Source organism: Methylobacterium sp. SD274, assembly GCF_017355285.1.
In the GTDB taxonomy this organism is placed as follows: domain Bacteria; phylum Pseudomonadota; class Alphaproteobacteria; order Rhizobiales; family Beijerinckiaceae; genus Methylobacterium.
This window is the reverse complement of sequence record NZ_JADIJP010000017.1, coordinates 1-17,369: the sequence shown is the minus strand read 5'-3', so window position 1 is coordinate 17,369 and position 17,369 is coordinate 1. Positions and strand designations below refer to the sequence as shown.

Sequence of the window (17,369 nt, the reverse complement as noted above, 5' to 3'; positions counted from 1 at the left end):
CCGGGCCGATCGCGTATCCACGCATCGCCTCATTCAAAGGGTATTCGCCGAAGCTTCTCTGCCGAAGGTCCCCTGCCCCGTGCCGGTCCAGTCGCTGATCCTCTACCCCGATCCACGGCTGCGTCTGCGCGCCGAACCGGTAAGCGTGTTCGACGAGGACCTTCGCCGCGATGCCGCGGATCTCGTCGCCGCCATCGCCCGGGTTTCGGCCATCGGCCTCGCCGGGCCACATGTGGGGTGGCTCGCCCGCGTGGTGGCTTTGCGGCTCGAGCCCGGTACGCCGGCGACGATCTACGTCAATCCGGAGATCGTCTTCGCCTCACCCGAGACGGAGCCTCAGACCGAGGGCAGCGTCTCGATGCCGGGCGCCTCCGACATCGTGGAGCGGGCGGCGCGGATACGCCTTCGCTATGCCGATCTCGACGGGGCCTGGCATGAAATCGAATCGGTGGGGTTCGAAGCGGCCTGCCTGCAGCACGAGATCGACCAGCTCGACGGCATTTTCTGGATCGAGCGCCTGTCGCGGCTTCGTCGGGACCGTGCGGTGAAGCGCTACGCGAAGGCGAGGCGCGCGGCATGAGGCGTGGATCCCGTTCCCGCCCGCTGGCGGCCTTGTTCCTCGCAGCGATAGGGGCGGCGCGCGCCGAAGCGCAGCCGGCCAAAGCTCCGACGCCCCTGCCGTCGTCCGCGGCCCTGCCCTCCGCGCCGGCGATTGGCTGCCCGTCATTGGCCAATCTGCGTCTTCTCCTGCGCCAGTCGGAAGGTGACCTCAAGAAAGCGGCCGCGACCCTGGCCGATCCGAAGGCCGACCACCTGAGTTGCAATCTTCTCGGACGTGATACGGTCAATGCCATTACGGACCATGCCGCCCTCAACGGCAACGAGTACGACTGCGTTGGCATTACTGGAACCAGCATCTGTTCCTGGACCATCGCCGGAACGGTCGTCCCGGCCGATCCGGCGCGAGCGGTCAAAAAGGCGCCGCCCCCCAAATCCAAGCGCTGACGGCGCGTCATGGCGGCGGGCGATGCCGCAGCGTGCCCTATATCGCCTCCGGTAGAGCCAAGCCGGAGATCCACACCATGAAGCTGTCGCAACGCCGGGGAATCGCTCTCCTGTTGATCATGACGGGAGTGGGCATGGCGGGAACGACCCTGGCCGGCGCCGGCTCGATGTCGGCGAGCGAGGTGGTCGCCTGCGATACCTTGGTCAACCTGCGGGTCTTGATGGGGCAGGCTCGGGCCGATCTCGGCGACCATCCCGGCTGCCGCCGAATCGCCCGCGATCGTGTCGGCGCACCGGAACACCGCGCCATGATCGGCGGCGCTCCGTTCGAATGCCTCGCGGTAAGGGGCGAGCCCTCCTGCCTCTGGATCAAACCATAGGGAGTCGTGCCGGAGGGAAGCGGATATTCGGCACCTAATACCGATGCGCTTTTCCGACGAACCGCCCTACCTTAGCCGCAACGAAGGGGGGTAAACTCATGGGTGAAACTACCGGATCATGCGGTGGAGAATCGGCTGGCCGTCAAGGACGCAGCATCGCCTGCATGGTCGCTGTGGGATTGTTGGGATTGGTCTCGCAGGCTCGAGCAGAGGCCCCGATCAAGAGCCCGCAGGATGCAGCCTGCCGTAACGAGGCGCGTGCGAAGGTGTTCGTCACGCCCGATCCGGGTGGGATTGGGCTCTACGCGGTCGGCCGGCAGATCTACATGACCTGCATGGCGCGTTCCCAGCCACGCGCCGCACGTCGGCGGCGATAGGCTACGTCCGCCGACGATCAGACGCTGCGCGGTGCGCCGATACGCGCCCGCAGGCGCAGGCGCAGGTTCTCGTTGGCCGTTGCATCCGCATCGACGGCGAACATCAGCCGCAGAAGCCGGCTGATCGGGGTCGTGCCGTCTTGAACTGCGGCCTCGACCTGGTCCTGGAGCGCCATCCGCTCATAAGGACGCTGAGAATCGAAGCTCGACTGGGCCTGATGCGCCATGGTCTGCGTTCCGTCGCTCGGGATCACTTTTCCCCGGGCGGTTCGCTACGCGAAGACGTCCGCCTCCGCCAGTCCCTTTCGCCGACTATTCATAGCCGGCAGCCGGTTCTGACGCATTTGTGTCATGTGTGGCTTGCAGAGCGGTTCCAGACTGGACCCTCAGCGCGGGACAATGTGGAGACCGTCATCGGGCAAGAGGTTGCGTGCCGGCCCGCCGGTCTGCTGGCCACGGCCCTGCTGATAATAGGGCAGTTCCGGCCGGCGGTCGTTATCGCTGCCGGAATCGTATTCCCAGGCCTGGTTCCACGGCGCCCGGCCACCCACCGTGATGCCACCGGTGGAGTCGATGTCCCGCACCATCGGACGATCCCGATAGGGACCGGAACCGGCCTCGGCGGCAAAGGGAGCCGCCATCATCGTCATGGCGAGCAAGGCGGAAAAGGCGGTCTTCATCACAGGCCTCGGAAGCACTGGCCGGGATCCGGCGCGAATCGATCACGTGACCCTATAACAGCAAAGGTTGTCGCGACGTTCCGCCCGTCCCATCGCGGCGCCATGGGAAGGGCGGATCAGAACGGAGAGGATCTCCATCGGTTCTGCCCGACTTGTCCCTACGCTCTCGGCATTTCCCCGACCCAGATGCCGCGCTCGACATGGTCCGTTTCATCAGGCGTTCGGGCATCGACGCGGCCTACCATCTGGGAGCCTGGGCCTGTCACCTGCGTCATCCCGGCCTGCCGCTGCTCTTCGCCACCGGGTTCCTTGTTCTCGGCGTCTTCGTCGCGACCTTCAACGACCTGACGTTCCGGCTGAGTGCCCTGCCCTACGGCCTCAACCAGGCCCAGATCAGTCTGGTCTTCGCCGTCTTCCTGTTCGGTGTGATGTCATCCTCGACGGCAGGCTCCCGGGCGGACCTGTTCGGTCGTGGTTCCGTCCTCGCCTCGGGGATCCTGATCATGGCGGTGGGCATCGCCCTCACGCTGCTGCCCTCGCTTCCCGGCATGATCGTCGGCGTTGCGGCGGTCACGGCCGGGTTCTTCGTGGCGCGTTCGGTGGCGAGCGGCTGGGTCGGTCGGATGGCGGCCGGGTCCAAGGGCCATGCAGCGTCCCTGTACCTTCGCGCTGGCTATCTCGGTTCGAGCTGCCTTGGTTTGGCCGGCGGATGGTTCTGGACAGCCCAGGCTTGGCCGGCTGTGGCAGTGTTCAACGTTGTCCTGCTCGCCCTCACCATGGTGGCGGCCGCGCTCTTGTGCTGGAGCGAGCGACGGCGCGCCGCCTGAATCACAAGGTACAAAAAAGAAGCCCGACGCCCGGCGAGGGGCGGCGGGCTTGAGCGGATCCGCTTGCCGTCAATGCACGGTCGCGGCGGATTCCATCGGCGCCACGGCGCGCGGCTTCGTGGCGCGGAGCGGTTTCGTCGCCGTGGAGCTCGATGCAGTCTTGGTCGATGCGGTCTTGGTCGCGGCAGTTTTGGTCGAGGCGGCCTTGGGCGCCTTGGGCGCGGCCGGTGTTTTGGCAGAAGCAGCCTTGGCCGAAGACGATTTAGCGCTGGCCGTCCTGGTCTGGCGCGGCGCGGTCTCGGACGCCTGGACCACGGCCTTCTCGGTGACGGCCTTGGCGGCGGTGCTCCGCGAGGCGCGGGGTTTCAGGGTCTTGGCCGGGCTCGGTGCCAGGCTGAGATCGGCGGTCACGGGCTGAACGTAGACCGGTGCGGAAAGGCTCGCCGCGCGCAACTCGGCCTCGGCCGTCAGCCAATGTTCCTCGGCGCGGCCGAACACTCGGCCCTCGCTTTCCCAAATGTCATAGGCGCGCTCGCGCACCAGCTGCTCGAAGGGATTCATTCGCGCTCTCCTCGTGGGTGGTGGCCCCGATGGAAGCGGAGGTTGGTTAATGCTCGGTTAATGTCGCCCCGCGGCCAGGGCGTCTCAGGCTTGCGAGAGGCGTCGCGCGTTGGCGCGGACCTTTCGGCGGTATCCCGTGACCACCTTCTGCGTGGAGACCCCGGTCGCGATCATCATGGCCGCCTCGCCGGTCGCCATGATCTTCTCGCTGACCATACGCTGAGCCTCGATCTGCGCGGCCGGACCGCCCAGGGAGAGCTTAGCGAGACGAAGGCCGATCACCTGCTGCGATTCCATCGCGAGCAGGGTCGCGTCCATGCCGAGCTTCCACCACGCACCGAACATGTCAGTCCTCTCCACGCCGATGGGCGCAATGGCCGCGCTTATGCCACGCGGCTCGCCATGGTCGAAACGGGCGGCTCTGTCGAACCGACGTCACGGATGCACGATTCCGTGAGCGCGTCTCAATCGAAGGAGCGCGACTTCGCGGAGGACCCGCCGAGGCTGATCTTCTTCGGGGCCGAACCGCCGCCGAGGCTGATCTTGCGGGGCGGCGGCGGGGCGGCGGGGTTCGGAGCCGCGGGCCGTGCGGATTTCATCTGCGCCTGGCCATGGACCACCGAGCCGATCTCGCCCGCGACACGCACGAGGTCGTCCCGCTCGCAGGCTCGGGCGACAGAGAGGCCGAGCTGATGCATGTGGCTCTTGCCGTAGAGATAGACGGCGAGCTTGGCGCGAGTGGTGGGGGGGATTTCGGCGAGAATCTCGGGCAGGTCCTCCGGCTCGGCACGGTAGACCGCTCCGAGCAGGTCGAGGGAGACCGGGCAGGCGGGATCCGGCTCGGCGCCGCTGGTGGGGTGCGACTGGGTCATGGAATACCTGTCTGGCTCGTGGATGTCTGGGCGAGTGTGTGGGCCGGAGCCGTGTCGGCGGCGGGCGGTGTCGTCTGCGTCCGGACGACGGCGTCCTCCGGGCGCGGTTGAGGATTGGGCCGCGCCGGCCGCTCCGGCTGCAGACAGCCGCTGCAGACGGAGGCGATCGCGATGCGGGCGCGGCGGTTGGCTCGCTCCCACACCGCTTCGCGAGCGGCCCGGGCCCGTGCCACTTCCTCCGCCGACGGCATTCCCCCGCTGGCGCCGATCTCGGCCGGAGCGGCGTCGGGAGGCCTGATTCTCAGGAGGAGCGGTTCCTGGGCCAGAACGGGCGATCCTGCAAGAGTGCAGGCGAGAGATGAAGCGGCGAGCCGGCAAGCGAGGATCGTGCGGCCCATCGGCTCCTCAATCGGATCGGCAGACCCCTGGTCCGTCCGGGAACGATCGTCGGCCCAGGGTTAACATGACCTTAACGCGAAGACGACCTTGCCTCATGGGAGTCTCCATTCTCACCCAACACCGCTGTGCCCCGTATTCGACCCGACAGCCCGAAGCGCATCGCTGCGCATATGTCGGAGGGCCTGCCGGTTGCCGAGGGATGAATCTCGACCAGCGACGGTCGGCGTCTGGAGCTTCGCTGACAGGACGACAAAAGCCGATCCGGCTCTACACCACCCGTCAAGATCTGAACCGTCCGGCATAAACAGGCTGCCCGGAACGGATACCGCACGCCTCGATCGCGCAATGACAGGAGAGGGCCAACCAGCGAAAATCCGTGATCTTCGGACTCCCCACGGCTGGACGAAGCCCCCTCTTTCCTTTTACGGGATAGACGTGGGGCCTGTAGCTCAATGGTTAGAGCCGACCGCTCATAACGGTCTGGTTGCAGGTTCGAGTCCTGCCGGGCCCACCAATGTTCTCAATGGTTCGATCTGCCTCGGCAGAGGGGGTCGTAAGGGCTCCCACAGAAACCCCCACTTTTTGACGCTTCCTGCGATTTTTCACAGAGAATGATTCAGCGGCTCTTTCCTGAAAATCCGGATGGTGGTGGCCGTAAACGTCATTCAACATCTGGACCGTCATTCCAAGGAAGCCAGCAATCTCATTCATGTCCTCGCCATTCTGCATCATCCACGTTGCAGCTGTGTGGCGTAGGGTGTGAGGATGGACTTTTCCGCTCAGTCCAGCGAGCGTGATAGCGGTCTTGAAGCCTGTCTTTACGGATTTTACCGGCTTGCCGTGCCACTCGATAAAATGGGTTTGCAACTGCCAGCGACGCATATGAGCGACCAGTCGGGAAGGCAGACGCACCAATGGCTGACGCTTTTTCGTTGCCCTCCTCCCGCAAGCGAGGCGGTGAAACTGACCCGCATCGAGATCAACGAAAGAGTGACCCATATGCCGGAAGGGTGATGCGGACGCGATAGCTCCTGCCCTTGTACCGGTGTAAAGGCCTATTAGGATAAACCGAGCAATGTGGCGAAGCGGTCGCTTGTTGGTCACTACCGACTTGCCTGCACGCGTGCCATGCTGCCAAGTTTGAACCTCGCGATGACGCCAGCAGACCCACAGCAGGCGGGCAACCTCATCTCGTGTCAGCCAGCGATCCCGTGATTGACCGCGGCTCGGTAACAACACTTCCACAAGCTCTCGATGAAGACCATGATTCCGATGTAATGTGATCGCTGCAGCTAAGTCCTGTAGATCGCGTCTTGCACCACCATTCGTACCTCGGAAATCTGTAAATTCTTCACAGGTTTCGCCGGTAACTTGCGACAGCATTTTGCCGCCCCACCATAAAGCTAAGCGTCTTATGCGTTCGTCAAGTTTCTCCTTGTTTGCTTGCTTCTCCCTTGTTTTTTCATGATAAAAGTTCAAAACGTGTGCGACGTCAATCTTTTCTATGTCTTTTACCGGCATAATTTGTGAGTTTTTTCTTGAGATGTACGCAGCTAATTTTTCTTCAGCTGATCTAACTTCTGTAAGAGTGCATCCAGTGGCGATAAATTCAGCGCCATCTCTGATGATCCAGGTTCCTCGGTCTCGCAGCTTGCCCGTCTTCTCGTCGTGGCGAGGTTCTCGGTACCAGAGTCTGGCGCCTTTCTTGGTTCTCGGCATTGCTTGAGCATCTCGGTAATATCAGCTAAAGTTGTGTAGTCTTTCCCAGCAACGCGCATTGTTGCGAGCCGCCCTCTTTCTTTTTCCCGTCGCAGTCCAGACGCTGTCATGCTTCCATCTGGAAATGCGATTTTCGCCGCAATTCCTAAGCGAAGTGGTGAATGGTTCGTAATATCACCTTCCATCACATGCCTGTCCCAAGCCAGAAATGGTGTGTCTTGGGGAAGCAGCATTGCTTAGCGAAACAATTTTAGCTGATTGGGCCGCCTCAACAATACTTGTTCGAATTCTGCCGCGCTCGTCCTCGCAAAGTCCGATGTCGATAAAATTAACGGACTTTTCCTCGATATCTCGGTGGGCAAGAATTTTTCTAATATCTTTGCCTTCGGTCGGTTGGGCTCGACACCTGTCGTGAATTTTTAGCGACTGAGCCATGTGATCCACCGCGATGTCATTTGAGATATTCATACCATACAACGAGAACAGATAGCGCACAAGTGAGGCGATTGCTGAAGCGCATCGTAGGTTCTAAACCGTTGCCATGACCGATCATTCACGTCCAAGTACGGCGCATACCCGGGAAGACCGGACCCAGGCTCTGCCTGCCCGATGGGCCGTCATGGCAGCGGAGGCTGCGCCCGAGCTTAGGCAGCTGAATCACGGCCAAAGAGAGCAGGGTTTTCGGGTGCTCGCCGAGCGATTTGACGTCAGTCCTCAAACCCTGCGCCGAGCTGTCGCAATGCTAAAGTTTGTCGAGAGAGTTGAATCATCGCAGCTGATGGCTGGCTTGAACCTGAGGGCAGTTCCGCTTGCGGGTCTTGAATATATTAAGAAATGGAATGGGTACGACGCAAAGGGAGCTGCGGCAGCCGCCAAGGAGCTTGTAAAGGGGGCATCGGTAGAAGCGATCGCGGCTGGTGAAAGCGAGGCCCGTGCGCGCCTGTCGCCTACACTGCGAGGTCGAGCGCTTGCAGTAGGATATCGTCAATATTTAGCGGAATACCTGAGCGATATTTTACGTTTAGATGAGTACATTTCCGTTAAATCGAAAAATAATCCGTGGTATAGTCCGAGTGTCGATTGCTGCTTCATAAAGCAGAATGATGCCGATTTCTCATTGGCAGCGATAGCGATGGGGCCTTATGAAAGTGATGTAGCATATCGCAGAATGCTCAATTATTGGATGGTGAGATCTGCGGGTCTCAGTAGGTTGTTTAGCAAAGTAATACTTGCTGTTCCAACAGAAGAAATAGCGCAACTTGGCGCCGATTGGCTTAAGCAGAACAATATGCTTGACGGTAGCATTGAGGTTATGCAAGTAGAGATTTAATTTAAAGATCTGGTCCACCCCATTGAAGTGGCTTGTCGCCAAGTTTGGTGGATTAGGCTGCGAGGAGGAGCCGTCGTCGTAGGAGGTCGAGATTGGCGCGGCCGTACATGGCGCGCTTCAAGGGCTTGAGACGCGTGATCTGGCCTTCGGCTTGTCCACTGCTCCAAATCAGTGGCAGCGCGGACCGAACGGCATCTCTATGCTGACAGAGGCTAGCCGCGAAGCTCTCGACAATCCGGACACCGCAGGTTCGCGCCTCGCCCAGCCATTGATCGAACGCCGTAACATCTGATTTTCCTGACGGCTGCTGGCCACAGCGGCTCCGGGCGATCCGGCAGAACCGGCGGCCAAGATCGACGACCTTAGCCGCCTCGGTATCCTGCAGGACGCGCGAGACGACCGCGGCTGCCTCGGGGCCGAGTTCTTCGGGCTCCCGTAGGAGATGCCAGGACAGCTGCTTGGATGAGACCAAGGGTGATGCGGTGGAGGTCGCAACCCGGATGACAGCCGGTGCTGGCGACGACCGGATAGTCGTTTTGGCCGGGCCTGGGCGCCGCTCGGGCAACCAACGACGCATCTGCTTCGAGATGCCGGCGAATCCGATACCCTGAAGTTCGCGCCAGAGCTGCGCAGCGTTCTCGCAGCCCTCATCGCGGGGGTCATGCAGATGCCCGAGATAAGGATCGAGTATGCTCGGCTTCGGTTCACGCATGCCGTTCCGGGGAAAGCTCACGGCGAAGGCGTACTTGCGTACCGTAGCTAGGGCCAAGCCTGTCTCGCGATTGATGCGCCGAAGCGAGTGTCCTTCCGCATGGCGGCGACGCACGCCATCATAGGCTGCTTCCCATCGACCGCGGGACGCTGCTCGCGCAAGCATCTCGGACGGTGCGCGTGGGTAGGCCGTGACGCGCCGGATAGATGGCGATGACGGGGCTACGGCCGGCAGCAGCTTCAGACGCGGATGAACGCGGGCGAGCCACCGCTCGACCATCCGCCGGGTAATGAGCAGAAGGTGCCACCGGTCCGCGACCTAAACGGGATATTGCGCACCCATGGCGGTCCCACGGGCATACTTGGTCGAGCGGTCCCGTGCCACGACCTGGATTTGTGGGTCGCGTCGCAGACGAGCCGCCAGCGTCGAGGCCGAACGATCTGGCAGCAGGTCGATGGGACGGCGGCGTTTGAGGTCGCGCAGAATAGTGCCATAGGTTCGGCCTTTACGCAGGGCCCAGTCATCGACACCGACGATAATCGGTTTGGATCCGGTCGGCAGCGGCCATTTGCGGATACCCCGCAGCAGTGTCGTGGCACAGGTCAGTATCGCCAAGTGCGGCAGCAGCCGGGCGATGGGTGTGGCACCGAGCGCCAGCGCGGTCCGAACCTGAGCGTTGGCCAGGCGGCGGGTCCTCTGAGCGTAGCGGTCGAGGAGGCGGGGCAGACGCTCGGCGAAGGTCCGACGCGCGCAAGCAGCATCGTGACAGTAGAAACGTCGGATCGTCAGGGTCAGACGCATCTCATGACCGCTCGTCGGCAAGTCGGCGGGACGCCGGTGATAGCGACTATGCACTGACCGGCTGACCGTATGACAGCGTGGGCGACGGGCGTGATCTCGCTTCGCTGGAGCTTGCTGTTCTCGTCCTCCAACTGCTTGAGCCGTCGGATCTCCGGCACGACCATGCCGACGAACTGCTTCTTCCAGCGATAAAAAGTAGGCTCGGACACACCCATCTTCCAGCAGACCTAGTTGTTTGGTCCCGGCATGTGGTGATACATCTGATGCCACATGGAGGGACCAAACACCTAGTCCTACGTCGCACCGTTCTACGCCTGCCGAGGGGCGAAAGCGATCTGTTCGTTCGTGAAGCTTTTGCGAGGCATGGCATCCACCCTCCTTCAGGGTTCAGGGTGCCCGAAAAACTTGCGCTCAGTGTGGGCCAGTTTGGAGGGTCAGGTCAGGGTCATTACGCCAATGCGGCAACCGAACTACGGCGTTCAAAGCCGATACGCGTGGGGGGCTTTAGTAGCCTAGATTTGCACCGCCCTCTCATACACATTCCCAATCTGAACGACGTCAGTATCTAGTCGTAAGGTTGAGGCACGTTACCCTTGCGCGTACCGCGTCCGAGGCAGAACGTCCGGGCTAGTTAGTCGGCGAACGCGTGCACTGTGTGCACCGCGGCAGCCAAGCAGTCGCGGTACCGCGCCCTCAGCGTTTCAGGCGCGAGCACCTCGACATGGCTGCCCCACGTGAACAAGTGCCACGCCATCTCGGTAAGTCCGGACGCACGGAAGGCCACCGTGATAGTACCGTCGTCGTTAGTAGTCACCTGTTGGGTGGGATGAAAGCGGAAGCTTCGTGCATCTGCGGCCACGGCGGCCGAGAAGCGCCAGATCACGTCGAACATCTCTCCATCCCAGAACGCGCCGAACGAGCGCGCCGCGTACGCGTGGAGATCGAAAGTTTCGTCGCGTGTAAAACAGTCCCTGGTTGGGCGCACGCGTTCGATGTTAGCGATCGCGTAGAGGCGGTGCGCTTGTACGTCCGGATGTGGATTGAAACCGACGAGATACGCGCGCGAGCCGGTGAGGAAGCCGTAAGGATGAAGGATCGGATAGGATAACTGGCCGGTGTCACGCCGGCGGTAGACGAGGCGCACGACGTGATTGGCGAGGACCGCCTCGCGCAGCGCCTCGATCAGGTCTGCTGCGATCGCCTCCCGAGGGCCTGGCCTGACGACGACGCCGGTCGCAGCAAGGAGATCTGCGAGGTTCTCGTCAGCGCGCCGATATTGCGCGCGGGTTTGGCTGGCCTCGAGCTTTAAAGCCAGCGAACCGAGACGCTCCGCTTCGTGTTCCAGGCCTTGCTGCCGCGCGCGGTCGGCAGCAAGCCGCAACTCCACCATCTCATCGAGCGTCGGGGCGTGATGCGGCATCAAACGGCCGGCAGTTACACGCCAACGCTTCGTGCCATCGTCGAGCAAGATGGACGTGAGGCCGTCAGGAAGAAGACGATTGAGCGTATCGCGAAGACGTTCAGCTGTGCGTCGCCCGACACCAAGGCTCTCGGCCATCTGATCGAGGCTTAAGCCACCCCGCGCTTCCGCCAGTGCGAGGCTCAGGGCAAGCAGGCGTTCAGCGGGTGCATAGCGCGTACTCATCCCTTCAGCCCTCGCGGTCGCCTATCATGCGACCGATTTTGTCGCCCCTTGCGGTTGCCACAAGGATGGATTGGTCAGCAAGCCTAAACTGAGTGCGTCGCTGCTGGGTCGGTCAGCAGGTTTAGCTTCGGGAGGTAGGAAAGGCGTGGGGTACGCGGACGATCGGGTGGGGTAAGATCGCCCGGCATCAGGCGGAGGCACGTCAAGCCACCGCGATCGCAAGTCGGGGCGGCTTGGTCGGCTGCAGGATCGAGCAGGAGAGCATGCAGGCGCTCAAGGATGCTGGCCTTTTGCGTAACAATACGGAGGCGCTCGCCGATGGTACGTTGCGGACTTCCGAGGCGCTCCGCCATTTCTTCGAGGGTCGGTCCGCCGCGCCTCCGCCAGGGCGAGACCAAGGGCGAGGAGGCGCTCAGCGAAGGCGTAGCAGTCGTTTCTTGGCATCCCCGCGTTCCATGTGCGTCCTGTTCTGACGTAGAAGCGCGGTTTTGAAGGGGGCAACCAGATGGACGTCGGCGGCACGCTCTGCCGCTCGTCGGGCAACCGGTCGACGCGAGGTTCACAGGGGGGGGGATCGGCATGACGTGGGGAACGCGCACCATCGGCGGCGGCGAGATCGCCCGGGCGCAGGGGCAGGCTCGACATGCGGTCCGGATCGTGGCGTTGAGCGGCACCGTCCCCTGCGGCTTCGAGGCGGGGAGCGTGCGGGCGCTGAAGGACGCCGGTGCCGTACCCGACGAAGCAGCGACGGCGGCGGACGGCACGCTGACCCTGTGGCTTGTGCGCGACGAGCGCGACGGCCTGCTAGCCCGAGCCCTGCCCGACGAGGGCCCTACAGCGACGCTCTTGCGCCTACTGACCCGGGACGCCGCCTGGGAGGCGGCGCATGCGCGCATGGCCAAAGCGCGGCAGCGCGCGGCGGCGCCGTTCACGCCCAAGGCGGAACTCGTCGCGCTCACCCGCGCCGCCTTAGCCGAACGGGACCGCGCCGCGGCCGGGACGGACACGTCGGGTGGGGTTTCGGGCTCGTGATCGGGGCGCGCGAGGCCGAACCGGCCGGTTTCGTGCGTGGGCGCGCGAGCCCGCTTGCGAGCGTGGGAATGTTCGAGCGCCCCGAGTGGGGCGGGGGCTTCTACGCCGCCTTTGCGCCCGGCGAGGTGGTGCGTGTGCGCTGCCCGATCCCGTCGATCGTCGTGCAGTCCCTTGGCCGGCCGCTGCCGCCATTCGCGAGCGCAACCCTTTTCGTGGCACACGAGCCCGACTGGGAGATTGACATGATCTTCGCGGCGCCCTGGCTCGAGATCTTTCCGATCCACCTGCCGCCGCGCCTTGCGCACGTCAGACCGCGCCGGCGGCTCGTCGCGTGCGCTCTGCCGCTCGCCGACGGGCTCACTCGGCCCGGCGGGCTGCCCGCGGCGGACCTCGTCGTCGCGGGCGAGGAAGCTGGCCTAGCCGCTCTGGTAGAGGCGCTCGCCATCCTCATCACCGGGAACCTGCTGATCGGGCTCGACCTCGGCCCGGTGATCGCGCACGTCGGCTCGGCGGGCGGCGGGCCGGCCCGGGCGCGGGCCTGTGTTCGGCCGGGCTTCGGCGCGCCAGGGGCGGGCGCGACTCTGCGCGACTGGATCGCGCGGGCGGCGCAGGAGGGTTTTGCCGGCGGTCTACTCCTCGTGCAACTCGCCCACGGCGACGAGGCCCGTCAACTGCGGCTATCGGCGCTCGATGCATTCTGGCAGGCTGTCCTCGCCGACGAGGTCGACCGCCCGACCTGGTTGACAGCCTCGCTCGAAGCGAGCGTTACCGCCACCGTCGTCGTCGCGTTCGCAGACGGATCCAGGATGCGGTGACCATTGCCTCCGGTCGACCCCACAAATCGGACAAGATGGAGGGGAAAGACGCATGACCTGGATCGCCGACAGCGGCGCCTACCGGCAGGCCTACATCAACGCCGTCACCCAAGCAAACGACGGGAGCGTCCTCGATCCGCAGTTCGTCGCTGATCTCAGCCTGCCGCAAGCGGTCGCGGTGCACGAGAGCTACTTCGCAAGCGAGATCCGTCTGCTTGTCATGGGACAGGAGACGAAGGGCAAGGAGGCGGACCCCGACCGATTCGGGTACAATGGTGTCACCCCTGAGCATGCCTGGGCCGACGCAACCGGTCCCGGTATCGCCGCTGCCTACCAGAGCGCTGGACCATTCTGGCAAGCGTTCAACCTGTTTTGCGGACGTTTTGGACGGGCGGACACTTGCTCAGTCGCGTGGTCCAACGTGTCAAAGGCGCAAGTGCTCGCGCCGCACAACGGAAGCGTCGCTGTACACAACCACCCTAATTTCAACGCGCAGCAGTATGGGGATTGGCAAGCCGAACTCTTCCGCGCCGAGATTGAGTTCCTGAAGCCGCACGCCGTGCTGGCCTTCGTCGGTCCGAACGAACACGGGGAACTGCTCCACACCATGCTGAACCATGGCGCACCCGTGGGCGCGCACGCTGCATGGAGGGACAAAGACGGATACCGCATCTGGAGCCGCCCGGGGCTGAAGTATTGCCTCGTGAGCGCCTACCACCCGAACGGTTACGCAGCGAGGGTCCCCCCGGCCGAGTCAGCCGAGAACGCCACGTATGCCCTGATGCGCCTCCTGAAGCAGCAGGGTCCCTCGGTCCCCCTGCCGCCCCACTCCTGGCCGCAGCGGCTGCGAGCAGAGACGCAGTCTCACCTCGCGTGCCCGGCGGCGGACATCGTCGGCACCCGGCTGAAGCACGCCGATGGGCGGTTCGGAACTATCATGAAAAAGGTCGACGGATGGCCCTGGCCGATCGTCGTCGAGGATCGCTACTCGTACGCGTGCAACCCTTACGAGAGCGTCGAGGACTTGGTCGTGAAGGGGTGGGTGATCGATGAATAGGGACGACCGCTACCCCGCGGACCCGTCGCCGTGCCCTTGCCCTGGCCGCTCGCGATCCTCGACTTTGAGGCGGGTTCGCTCGACGAGGGCGGCGACCCGATCGAGCTCGGCCTAGCGATCGGGCCGGCGCGCACGAATCCGGCGCTCGGCTGGTCCACGCCCATCTGCCCGACCTGGGCCTGGTTCGCACCAAGGCACTGCAGTCCGCGTTCGGCGCGGGTTCACGGCCTCACGCCGAACGACCTCGTAGCCGGCGCGGCTCCGACGGCGTGTACGCGGTCCCTGGACGCGATCCTGTTACCGATCGTAGCTGAGCACTGCGACGAGCTGACCAGCCCCGGGTACTGTGGCTCGAACGCTTCTTCGCGGCGGCCGACATCGAACCGACCTTCGCCCTGCGCTCCTGGGAAGACCTGATCGCCGCCCTCGGTCCCAGGGCGTGGGAGTGTGTGTGGGCCGCCCTATCTGCCACCTCGTCCGACACCGCGCCAGCGCGTACGCCGAGCGGCGGGTCGTGGCCCTCGCCACCGGGATCAACGGTCGGCTGTTCCCGATCGTCGACCTCGCCGACGACGCGTCCAGGCGAACCGGTTCGATCCCCTGATCCGCCCGGTGCGCTAGACGGCCCCGTTTCTGCGACCGCTTCTGTCGTGTCGGGCCACTATCCCGTGGGTGTGGTTCCGCCGGAGAAGACGATGACCAAGACCCCAGTCCGCTCGTCCGCGCCTGTCGGGCCGAATCCGCTGTGCGCAGCGCCGCCCGCCCGCGTCGCCGGCGAGGGTTCTTCCGGAGGCTACGAGGCGGAAGGGCATGCGCGCGCCCGCTCGGCGACGACGTCGGCCGCGTACATCGACCCGCGTCGGGGAGTCCCGCGTGCGCCTGGCCTTCCCCGCCGAGCGTTCCTCCGGGGGGCGGGCGCCGTGATCCCCACCATGTGCGTCGCCCCCGCAGCCGGCGAGACGCGACCGGGGCAGACCAGGGCAGCCCCCGCCGGGCTCCAACCGAGCCTTGATCGCGTCCGAGAGGCGCTGGCGTCCCTTCGGCCGCCTCCCATTGGCGACGGAGAAGCCGCCGGCGGCGGAAGAGAGGCGATGGAGGCGGCGCGGCGGCGCGCGGTGGATCGCTCGCTCGGCGTCGACGCCGACGTGCTTATCACGCCCGGAGCAGTCGCCCGCGGCCTTATCGCGGCCGCAAACCCGGATCGGTGGAGCCCGCAGTCGTGGGCACTGACCCTCAGGCAGGTCGGGGATATCGAGCGGGCGGATCACGTAGCCTACCACCGATCGGCCATTGGAACGCTTCTCGCTCGTTTGGCGCGCCACCACGCCGCCGGCACCCACTGGTTCGGCTGCTTCTACCGCGGGCAGCCGTCCTGGGAGGATCTGATCCACGCCACGATCCACGATCTCAAATTCATGCAGATCGGTCTGGCCGGGCGCGACGGGCTAATCGCCGAAACGGGTGATCCGCTCACTTGTGATTGGGAGGTGCAGGTCTCGATGGCGGGCTGGCTCCTGCGGCTTGTGGAGGGCCGATGCGTTCTCTACCCGCAGATCTGCGGCTGGCGGCCGCCTATCAATCATTCGGAGAGCAACGATCATCGACCGCCGCGCACCGTCGTGTGGTTCCTGCCGGAGTGGCCGGACGTAACAAGCAGCGCAGTCGCGGGATGAGGGGCGATCGTCCTCCCCGCGCCGAACTGCGCCCCTAACGGTCCACACTGGTTGGGAACGAAGCTAGGTGGGCTGCCTTCGATGCTCCGTCCAATGACTCCAGAACCCGCACCGGACCCCAACGATCGCCTTGGAGGGAAGCATGACAGACACGACGCACCCGCTCGATCTCGACCACCTCGCCGACCTGCGCCTGCGCCTGCGCCACACGGGCGAGCCCGACCCTGACCTAGGCTGCGCGATCGTCGCCCTGCTGCTGCCGAACACGATTGCTGCCGCCTCGGCTGCGGCGTGGCTCGCGCGGCCCGAGGGCGCGCGCAGGGGGATCAGTGCGGGGCACGACATCACCGGTTCTGTCGAGGACGCCCTTCGCTTCCTAGGACAGCTGGGTTTCGGTCCGGGCTGGGCGATCATTTATGGGGATCTTAGCGACGAACCGCGGCGGGCCGACGGCGCGCGACACGCCGTCTGGCTGCGGCATCGCTTCTTCGACTGCTCAGGTCGGGGGCAGACCCTGGCGACCGCCCTTGTCGACGTGGCTATTCATGCCACGGCGCTGGGCGCTACCGGCTACGAGGAGGAGGATCTGCCGCTGCTAACGCCCGAAGATGGATCGGAGCGGTGCGACCACGAGGTTCCGTCCAAGCAACTGGTGTTGGACACGCCGGACACTGTTCGAGAGTTCACCCTGTCAGATGATTCGGTCGAGCGTACGCGTCAGGTCCTAGGGCAACGGTGGCCAGACCTCCGCATGATCGGGGATTCCCGTATTACAGCCGGCATTGAGGGCACCGGGCGCCTTTACCTAAAGAACCGCGACGGTCGGTTCGGCGCTATGGACACTTATGAACTCGACGCCGGCATCCTGCGCGTGGTCGACCGCGACGCTCCAGTCAGTACGCGATTCGAAAGCTTTGAGGATTTGCTCGCCGCTGGTTGGGTTGTAATTTGAATGGCGCTAGATCCCGCCGTCAAACTCGACTCACCGCCGGAGTAGCAACACGTTGCAGTATTCCGAACGGCATCAAAGCATACGAGAAACTTTGATGCGGGATGCGTAAGGATCACTCGCTAAAGAAAGTCGTGTGCTGGGTTCAAGCATCGCCCCCCGATCAAGTGGACTCGCTAACGCTCCCGCCGTTGGAGGGCCAAAGTCTTTGGAGGCGGCGACAGATTTTGGGCTTTTGGGACACGCTCTGGGCCTATCGCAAACGCGGATGTGAGACGTGGAACGAAGTCTGCCGTAATTGCTTTCCCCCTTCGTTCGCCTGAGGAAGGCCAAAGCAGAATGCAAGTAGCCGGTTCTGCTCGCGTACCGTCCATACGCCGGCCAACCCAAAACCCTTGCGCAGCCAGAGCATGGCCTCGAAGCCCTGGATCGTACGCCGCGCAGTGTTGAACGAGCGGGAGCCACCCACCCGCGGCAGCGACCGCTTCACCCGGAAGTGGTCGCTCTCGATGCCCTCCTGCAAATGCTTGGTGAC

20 protein-coding genes, 1 tRNA gene and 3 pseudogenes are annotated in these 17,369 nt (G+C 64.0%); 11 read left to right on the top strand and 13 right to left on the bottom strand.

Going from position 1 to position 17,369, the window contains the following annotated elements; all coding sequences use genetic code 11:
• Positions 1-79: 79 nt before the first annotated feature.
• The 3 genes from IPV08_RS15195 (at position 80) to IPV08_RS15185 (ending at position 1,385) form a co-directional block, all read left to right on the top strand.
• On the top strand, positions 80-580 hold the full coding sequence (locus IPV08_RS15195) for a peptide deformylase (RefSeq protein ID WP_207412461.1): 501 nt from the start codon (positions 80-82) through the stop codon (positions 578-580).
• Positions 577-1,005 carry a hypothetical protein gene (locus IPV08_RS15190; RefSeq protein WP_246747972.1) on the top strand — a complete coding sequence of 143 codons (429 nt, stop codon included), beginning with the start codon at positions 577-579 and terminating at the stop codon, positions 1,003-1,005. Before IPV08_RS15195 ends, IPV08_RS15190 begins: the two co-directional genes overlap by 4 nt.
• Positions 1,006-1,082: 77 nt before the next feature.
• The gene (locus tag IPV08_RS15185; RefSeq protein WP_207412460.1) at positions 1,083-1,385 is read left to right on the top strand and encodes a hypothetical protein; all 303 of its coding nucleotides are present in this window, start codon (positions 1,083-1,085) and stop codon (positions 1,383-1,385) included.
• Positions 1,386-1,779: 394 nt separating this feature from the next.
• Here the strand turns inward: IPV08_RS15185 and IPV08_RS15180 are convergent, their stop codons facing one another.
• Both IPV08_RS15180 and IPV08_RS15175 read right to left on the bottom strand, forming a co-directional pair.
• Positions 1,780-1,989, bottom strand: coding sequence for a hypothetical protein (locus IPV08_RS15180; RefSeq protein WP_056433825.1), 210 nt, complete (start codon positions 1,987-1,989; stop codon positions 1,780-1,782).
• Positions 1,990-2,148: 159 nt separating this feature from the next.
• Positions 2,149-2,442 carry a hypothetical protein gene (locus IPV08_RS15175; protein WP_207412459.1) on the bottom strand — a complete coding sequence of 98 codons (294 nt, stop codon included), beginning with the start codon at positions 2,440-2,442 and terminating at the stop codon, positions 2,149-2,151.
• Between the two features lie 200 nt (positions 2,443-2,642).
• Between IPV08_RS15175 and IPV08_RS15170 the strand changes: the two genes are divergently transcribed.
• The gene (locus IPV08_RS15170; RefSeq protein ID WP_207412458.1) at positions 2,643-3,269 is read left to right on the top strand and encodes a hypothetical protein; all 627 of its coding nucleotides are present in this window, start codon (positions 2,643-2,645) and stop codon (positions 3,267-3,269) included.
• A gap of 69 nt (positions 3,270-3,338) precedes the next feature.
• Here the strand turns inward: IPV08_RS15170 and IPV08_RS15165 are convergent, their stop codons facing one another.
• The 4 genes from IPV08_RS15165 to IPV08_RS15150 all read right to left on the bottom strand — a co-directional run bounded on the left by IPV08_RS15165 (position 3,339) and on the right by IPV08_RS15150 (position 5,100).
• A complete protein-coding gene (locus IPV08_RS15165; RefSeq protein ID WP_207412457.1) occupies positions 3,339-3,830 on the bottom strand; it encodes a DUF2934 domain-containing protein in 492 nt (163 codons plus the stop codon).
• Between the two features lie 84 nt (positions 3,831-3,914).
• The gene (locus IPV08_RS15160; protein ID WP_207412456.1) at positions 3,915-4,175 is read right to left on the bottom strand and encodes a hypothetical protein; all 261 of its coding nucleotides are present in this window, start codon (positions 4,173-4,175) and stop codon (positions 3,915-3,917) included.
• Positions 4,176-4,294: 119 nt separating this feature from the next.
• Positions 4,295-4,702: a hypothetical protein gene (locus IPV08_RS15155; RefSeq protein ID WP_018043878.1), complete on the bottom strand. Its 408-nt coding sequence runs from the start codon at positions 4,700-4,702 to the stop codon at positions 4,295-4,297.
• Positions 4,699-5,100, bottom strand: coding sequence for a hypothetical protein (locus tag IPV08_RS15150; RefSeq protein WP_207412455.1), 402 nt, complete (start codon positions 5,098-5,100; stop codon positions 4,699-4,701). The genes IPV08_RS15155 and IPV08_RS15150 overlap by 4 nt, the downstream gene beginning before the upstream one ends.
• A gap of 439 nt (positions 5,101-5,539) precedes the next feature.
• Here IPV08_RS15150 and IPV08_RS15145 point away from each other — a divergent pair.
• Positions 5,540-5,615, top strand: a tRNA-Ile gene (locus tag IPV08_RS15145).
• Between the two features lie 194 nt (positions 5,616-5,809).
• Here the strand turns inward: IPV08_RS15145 and IPV08_RS24645 are convergent.
• From IPV08_RS24645 to IPV08_RS15130, 3 genes and pseudogenes are all read right to left on the bottom strand, one after another.
• Positions 5,810-6,100 (bottom strand): annotated as a pseudogene (locus tag IPV08_RS24645) (tyrosine-type recombinase/integrase); the annotation flags it as partial.
• 554 nt (positions 6,101-6,654) lie between these two features.
• Positions 6,655-7,005 carry an excisionase gene (locus IPV08_RS24640; RefSeq protein ID WP_246747971.1) on the bottom strand — a complete coding sequence of 117 codons (351 nt, stop codon included), beginning with the start codon at positions 7,003-7,005 and terminating at the stop codon, positions 6,655-6,657.
• A complete protein-coding gene (locus IPV08_RS15130) occupies positions 6,995-7,315 on the bottom strand; it encodes a hypothetical protein (RefSeq protein WP_207412454.1) in 321 nt (106 codons plus the stop codon). Before IPV08_RS15130 ends, IPV08_RS24640 begins: the two co-directional genes overlap by 11 nt.
• Before the next feature lie 124 nt (positions 7,316-7,439).
• On the opposite strand from IPV08_RS15130, the gene IPV08_RS15125 reads away from it, so the two are divergent.
• Positions 7,440-8,150 (top strand): hypothetical protein, encoded by a 711-nt coding sequence (locus IPV08_RS15125; protein ID WP_207412453.1) that lies wholly within the window; start codon positions 7,440-7,442, stop codon positions 8,148-8,150.
• 52 nt (positions 8,151-8,202) lie between these two features.
• Here the strand turns inward: IPV08_RS15125 and IPV08_RS24635 are convergent.
• The 3 genes and pseudogenes from IPV08_RS24635 to IPV08_RS15105 all read right to left on the bottom strand — a co-directional run.
• Positions 8,203-9,774 (bottom strand): annotated as a pseudogene (locus tag IPV08_RS24635) (ISL3 family transposase); the annotation flags it as partial.
• A pseudogene (locus IPV08_RS15110) lies at positions 9,765-9,890 on the bottom strand (transposase); the annotation flags it as partial. The pseudogenes IPV08_RS24635 and IPV08_RS15110, both read right to left, overlap by 10 nt.
• Positions 9,891-10,294: 404 nt before the next feature.
• Complete coding sequence (locus IPV08_RS15105; RefSeq protein WP_207412450.1) at positions 10,295-11,308, bottom strand: WYL domain-containing protein; 1,014 nt, start codon at positions 11,306-11,308, stop codon at positions 10,295-10,297.
• Positions 11,309-11,887: 579 nt separating this feature from the next.
• Between IPV08_RS15105 and IPV08_RS15100 the strand changes: the two genes are divergently transcribed.
• The 5 genes from IPV08_RS15100 to IPV08_RS15080 all read left to right on the top strand — a co-directional run bounded on the left by IPV08_RS15100 (position 11,888) and on the right by IPV08_RS15080 (position 16,837).
• Complete coding sequence (locus IPV08_RS15100; protein ID WP_246747970.1) at positions 11,888-12,340, top strand: hypothetical protein; 453 nt, start codon at positions 11,888-11,890, stop codon at positions 12,338-12,340.
• Positions 12,341-12,408: 68 nt separating this feature from the next.
• Positions 12,409-13,155, top strand: coding sequence for a hypothetical protein (locus IPV08_RS15095; RefSeq protein ID WP_207412449.1), 747 nt, complete (start codon positions 12,409-12,411; stop codon positions 13,153-13,155).
• Between the two features lie 52 nt (positions 13,156-13,207).
• Positions 13,208-14,212, top strand: coding sequence for a hypothetical protein (locus IPV08_RS15090; RefSeq protein ID WP_207412448.1), 1,005 nt, complete (start codon positions 13,208-13,210; stop codon positions 14,210-14,212).
• Positions 14,213-15,303: 1,091 nt separating this feature from the next.
• Positions 15,304-15,885, top strand: coding sequence for a hypothetical protein (locus tag IPV08_RS15085; protein WP_207412447.1), 582 nt, complete (start codon positions 15,304-15,306; stop codon positions 15,883-15,885).
• Positions 15,886-16,027: 142 nt separating this feature from the next.
• Positions 16,028-16,837 (top strand): hypothetical protein, encoded by an 810-nt coding sequence (locus IPV08_RS15080; protein WP_207412446.1) that lies wholly within the window; start codon positions 16,028-16,030, stop codon positions 16,835-16,837.
• Between the two features lie 250 nt (positions 16,838-17,087).
• Here the strand turns inward: IPV08_RS15080 and IPV08_RS15075 are convergent.
• The coding region (locus tag IPV08_RS15075) for a DDE-type integrase/transposase/recombinase (protein ID WP_207412445.1) at positions 17,088-17,369 on the bottom strand (282 nt) is incomplete at its 5' end.

What these genes read in the sequence shown, in the direction of transcription:
- IPV08_RS15190 (WP_246747972.1), top strand. Translation starts at nt 577, where the DNA reads ATGAGGCGTGGATCCCGTTCCCGCCCGCTGGCGGCCTTGTTCCTCGCA.
- IPV08_RS15185 (WP_207412460.1), top strand. Translation starts at nt 1,083, where the DNA reads ATGAAGCTGTCGCAACGCCGGGGAATCGCTCTCCTGTTGATCATGACG.
- IPV08_RS15180 (WP_056433825.1), bottom strand. Translation starts at nt 1,989, where the DNA reads ATGGCGCATCAGGCCCAGTCGAGCTTCGATTCTCAGCGTCCTTATGAG.
- IPV08_RS15175 (WP_207412459.1), bottom strand. Translation starts at nt 2,442, where the DNA reads ATGAAGACCGCCTTTTCCGCCTTGCTCGCCATGACGATGATGGCGGCT.
- IPV08_RS15170 (WP_207412458.1), top strand. Translation starts at nt 2,643, where the DNA reads ATGGTCCGTTTCATCAGGCGTTCGGGCATCGACGCGGCCTACCATCTG.
- IPV08_RS15165 (WP_207412457.1), bottom strand. Translation starts at nt 3,830, where the DNA reads ATGAATCCCTTCGAGCAGCTGGTGCGCGAGCGCGCCTATGACATTTGG.
- IPV08_RS15160 (WP_207412456.1), bottom strand. Translation starts at nt 4,175, where the DNA reads ATGTTCGGTGCGTGGTGGAAGCTCGGCATGGACGCGACCCTGCTCGCG.
- IPV08_RS15155 (WP_018043878.1), bottom strand. Translation starts at nt 4,702, where the DNA reads ATGACCCAGTCGCACCCCACCAGCGGCGCCGAGCCGGATCCCGCCTGC.
- IPV08_RS15150 (WP_207412455.1), bottom strand. Translation starts at nt 5,100, where the DNA reads ATGGGCCGCACGATCCTCGCTTGCCGGCTCGCCGCTTCATCTCTCGCC.
- IPV08_RS24640 (WP_246747971.1), bottom strand. Translation starts at nt 7,005, where the DNA reads ATGGAAGGTGATATTACGAACCATTCACCACTTCGCTTAGGAATTGCG.
- IPV08_RS15125 (WP_207412453.1), top strand. Translation starts at nt 7,440, where the DNA reads ATGGCAGCGGAGGCTGCGCCCGAGCTTAGGCAGCTGAATCACGGCCAA.
- IPV08_RS15105 (WP_207412450.1), bottom strand. Translation starts at nt 11,308, where the DNA reads ATGAGTACGCGCTATGCACCCGCTGAACGCCTGCTTGCCCTGAGCCTC.
- IPV08_RS15100 (WP_246747970.1), top strand. Translation starts at nt 11,888, where the DNA reads ATGACGTGGGGAACGCGCACCATCGGCGGCGGCGAGATCGCCCGGGCG.
- IPV08_RS15095 (WP_207412449.1), top strand. Translation starts at nt 12,409, where the DNA reads ATGTTCGAGCGCCCCGAGTGGGGCGGGGGCTTCTACGCCGCCTTTGCG.
- IPV08_RS15090 (WP_207412448.1), top strand. Translation starts at nt 13,208, where the DNA reads ATGACCTGGATCGCCGACAGCGGCGCCTACCGGCAGGCCTACATCAAC.
- IPV08_RS15085 (WP_207412447.1), top strand. Translation starts at nt 15,304, where the DNA reads ATGGAGGCGGCGCGGCGGCGCGCGGTGGATCGCTCGCTCGGCGTCGAC.
- IPV08_RS15080 (WP_207412446.1), top strand. Translation starts at nt 16,028, where the DNA reads ATGACAGACACGACGCACCCGCTCGATCTCGACCACCTCGCCGACCTG.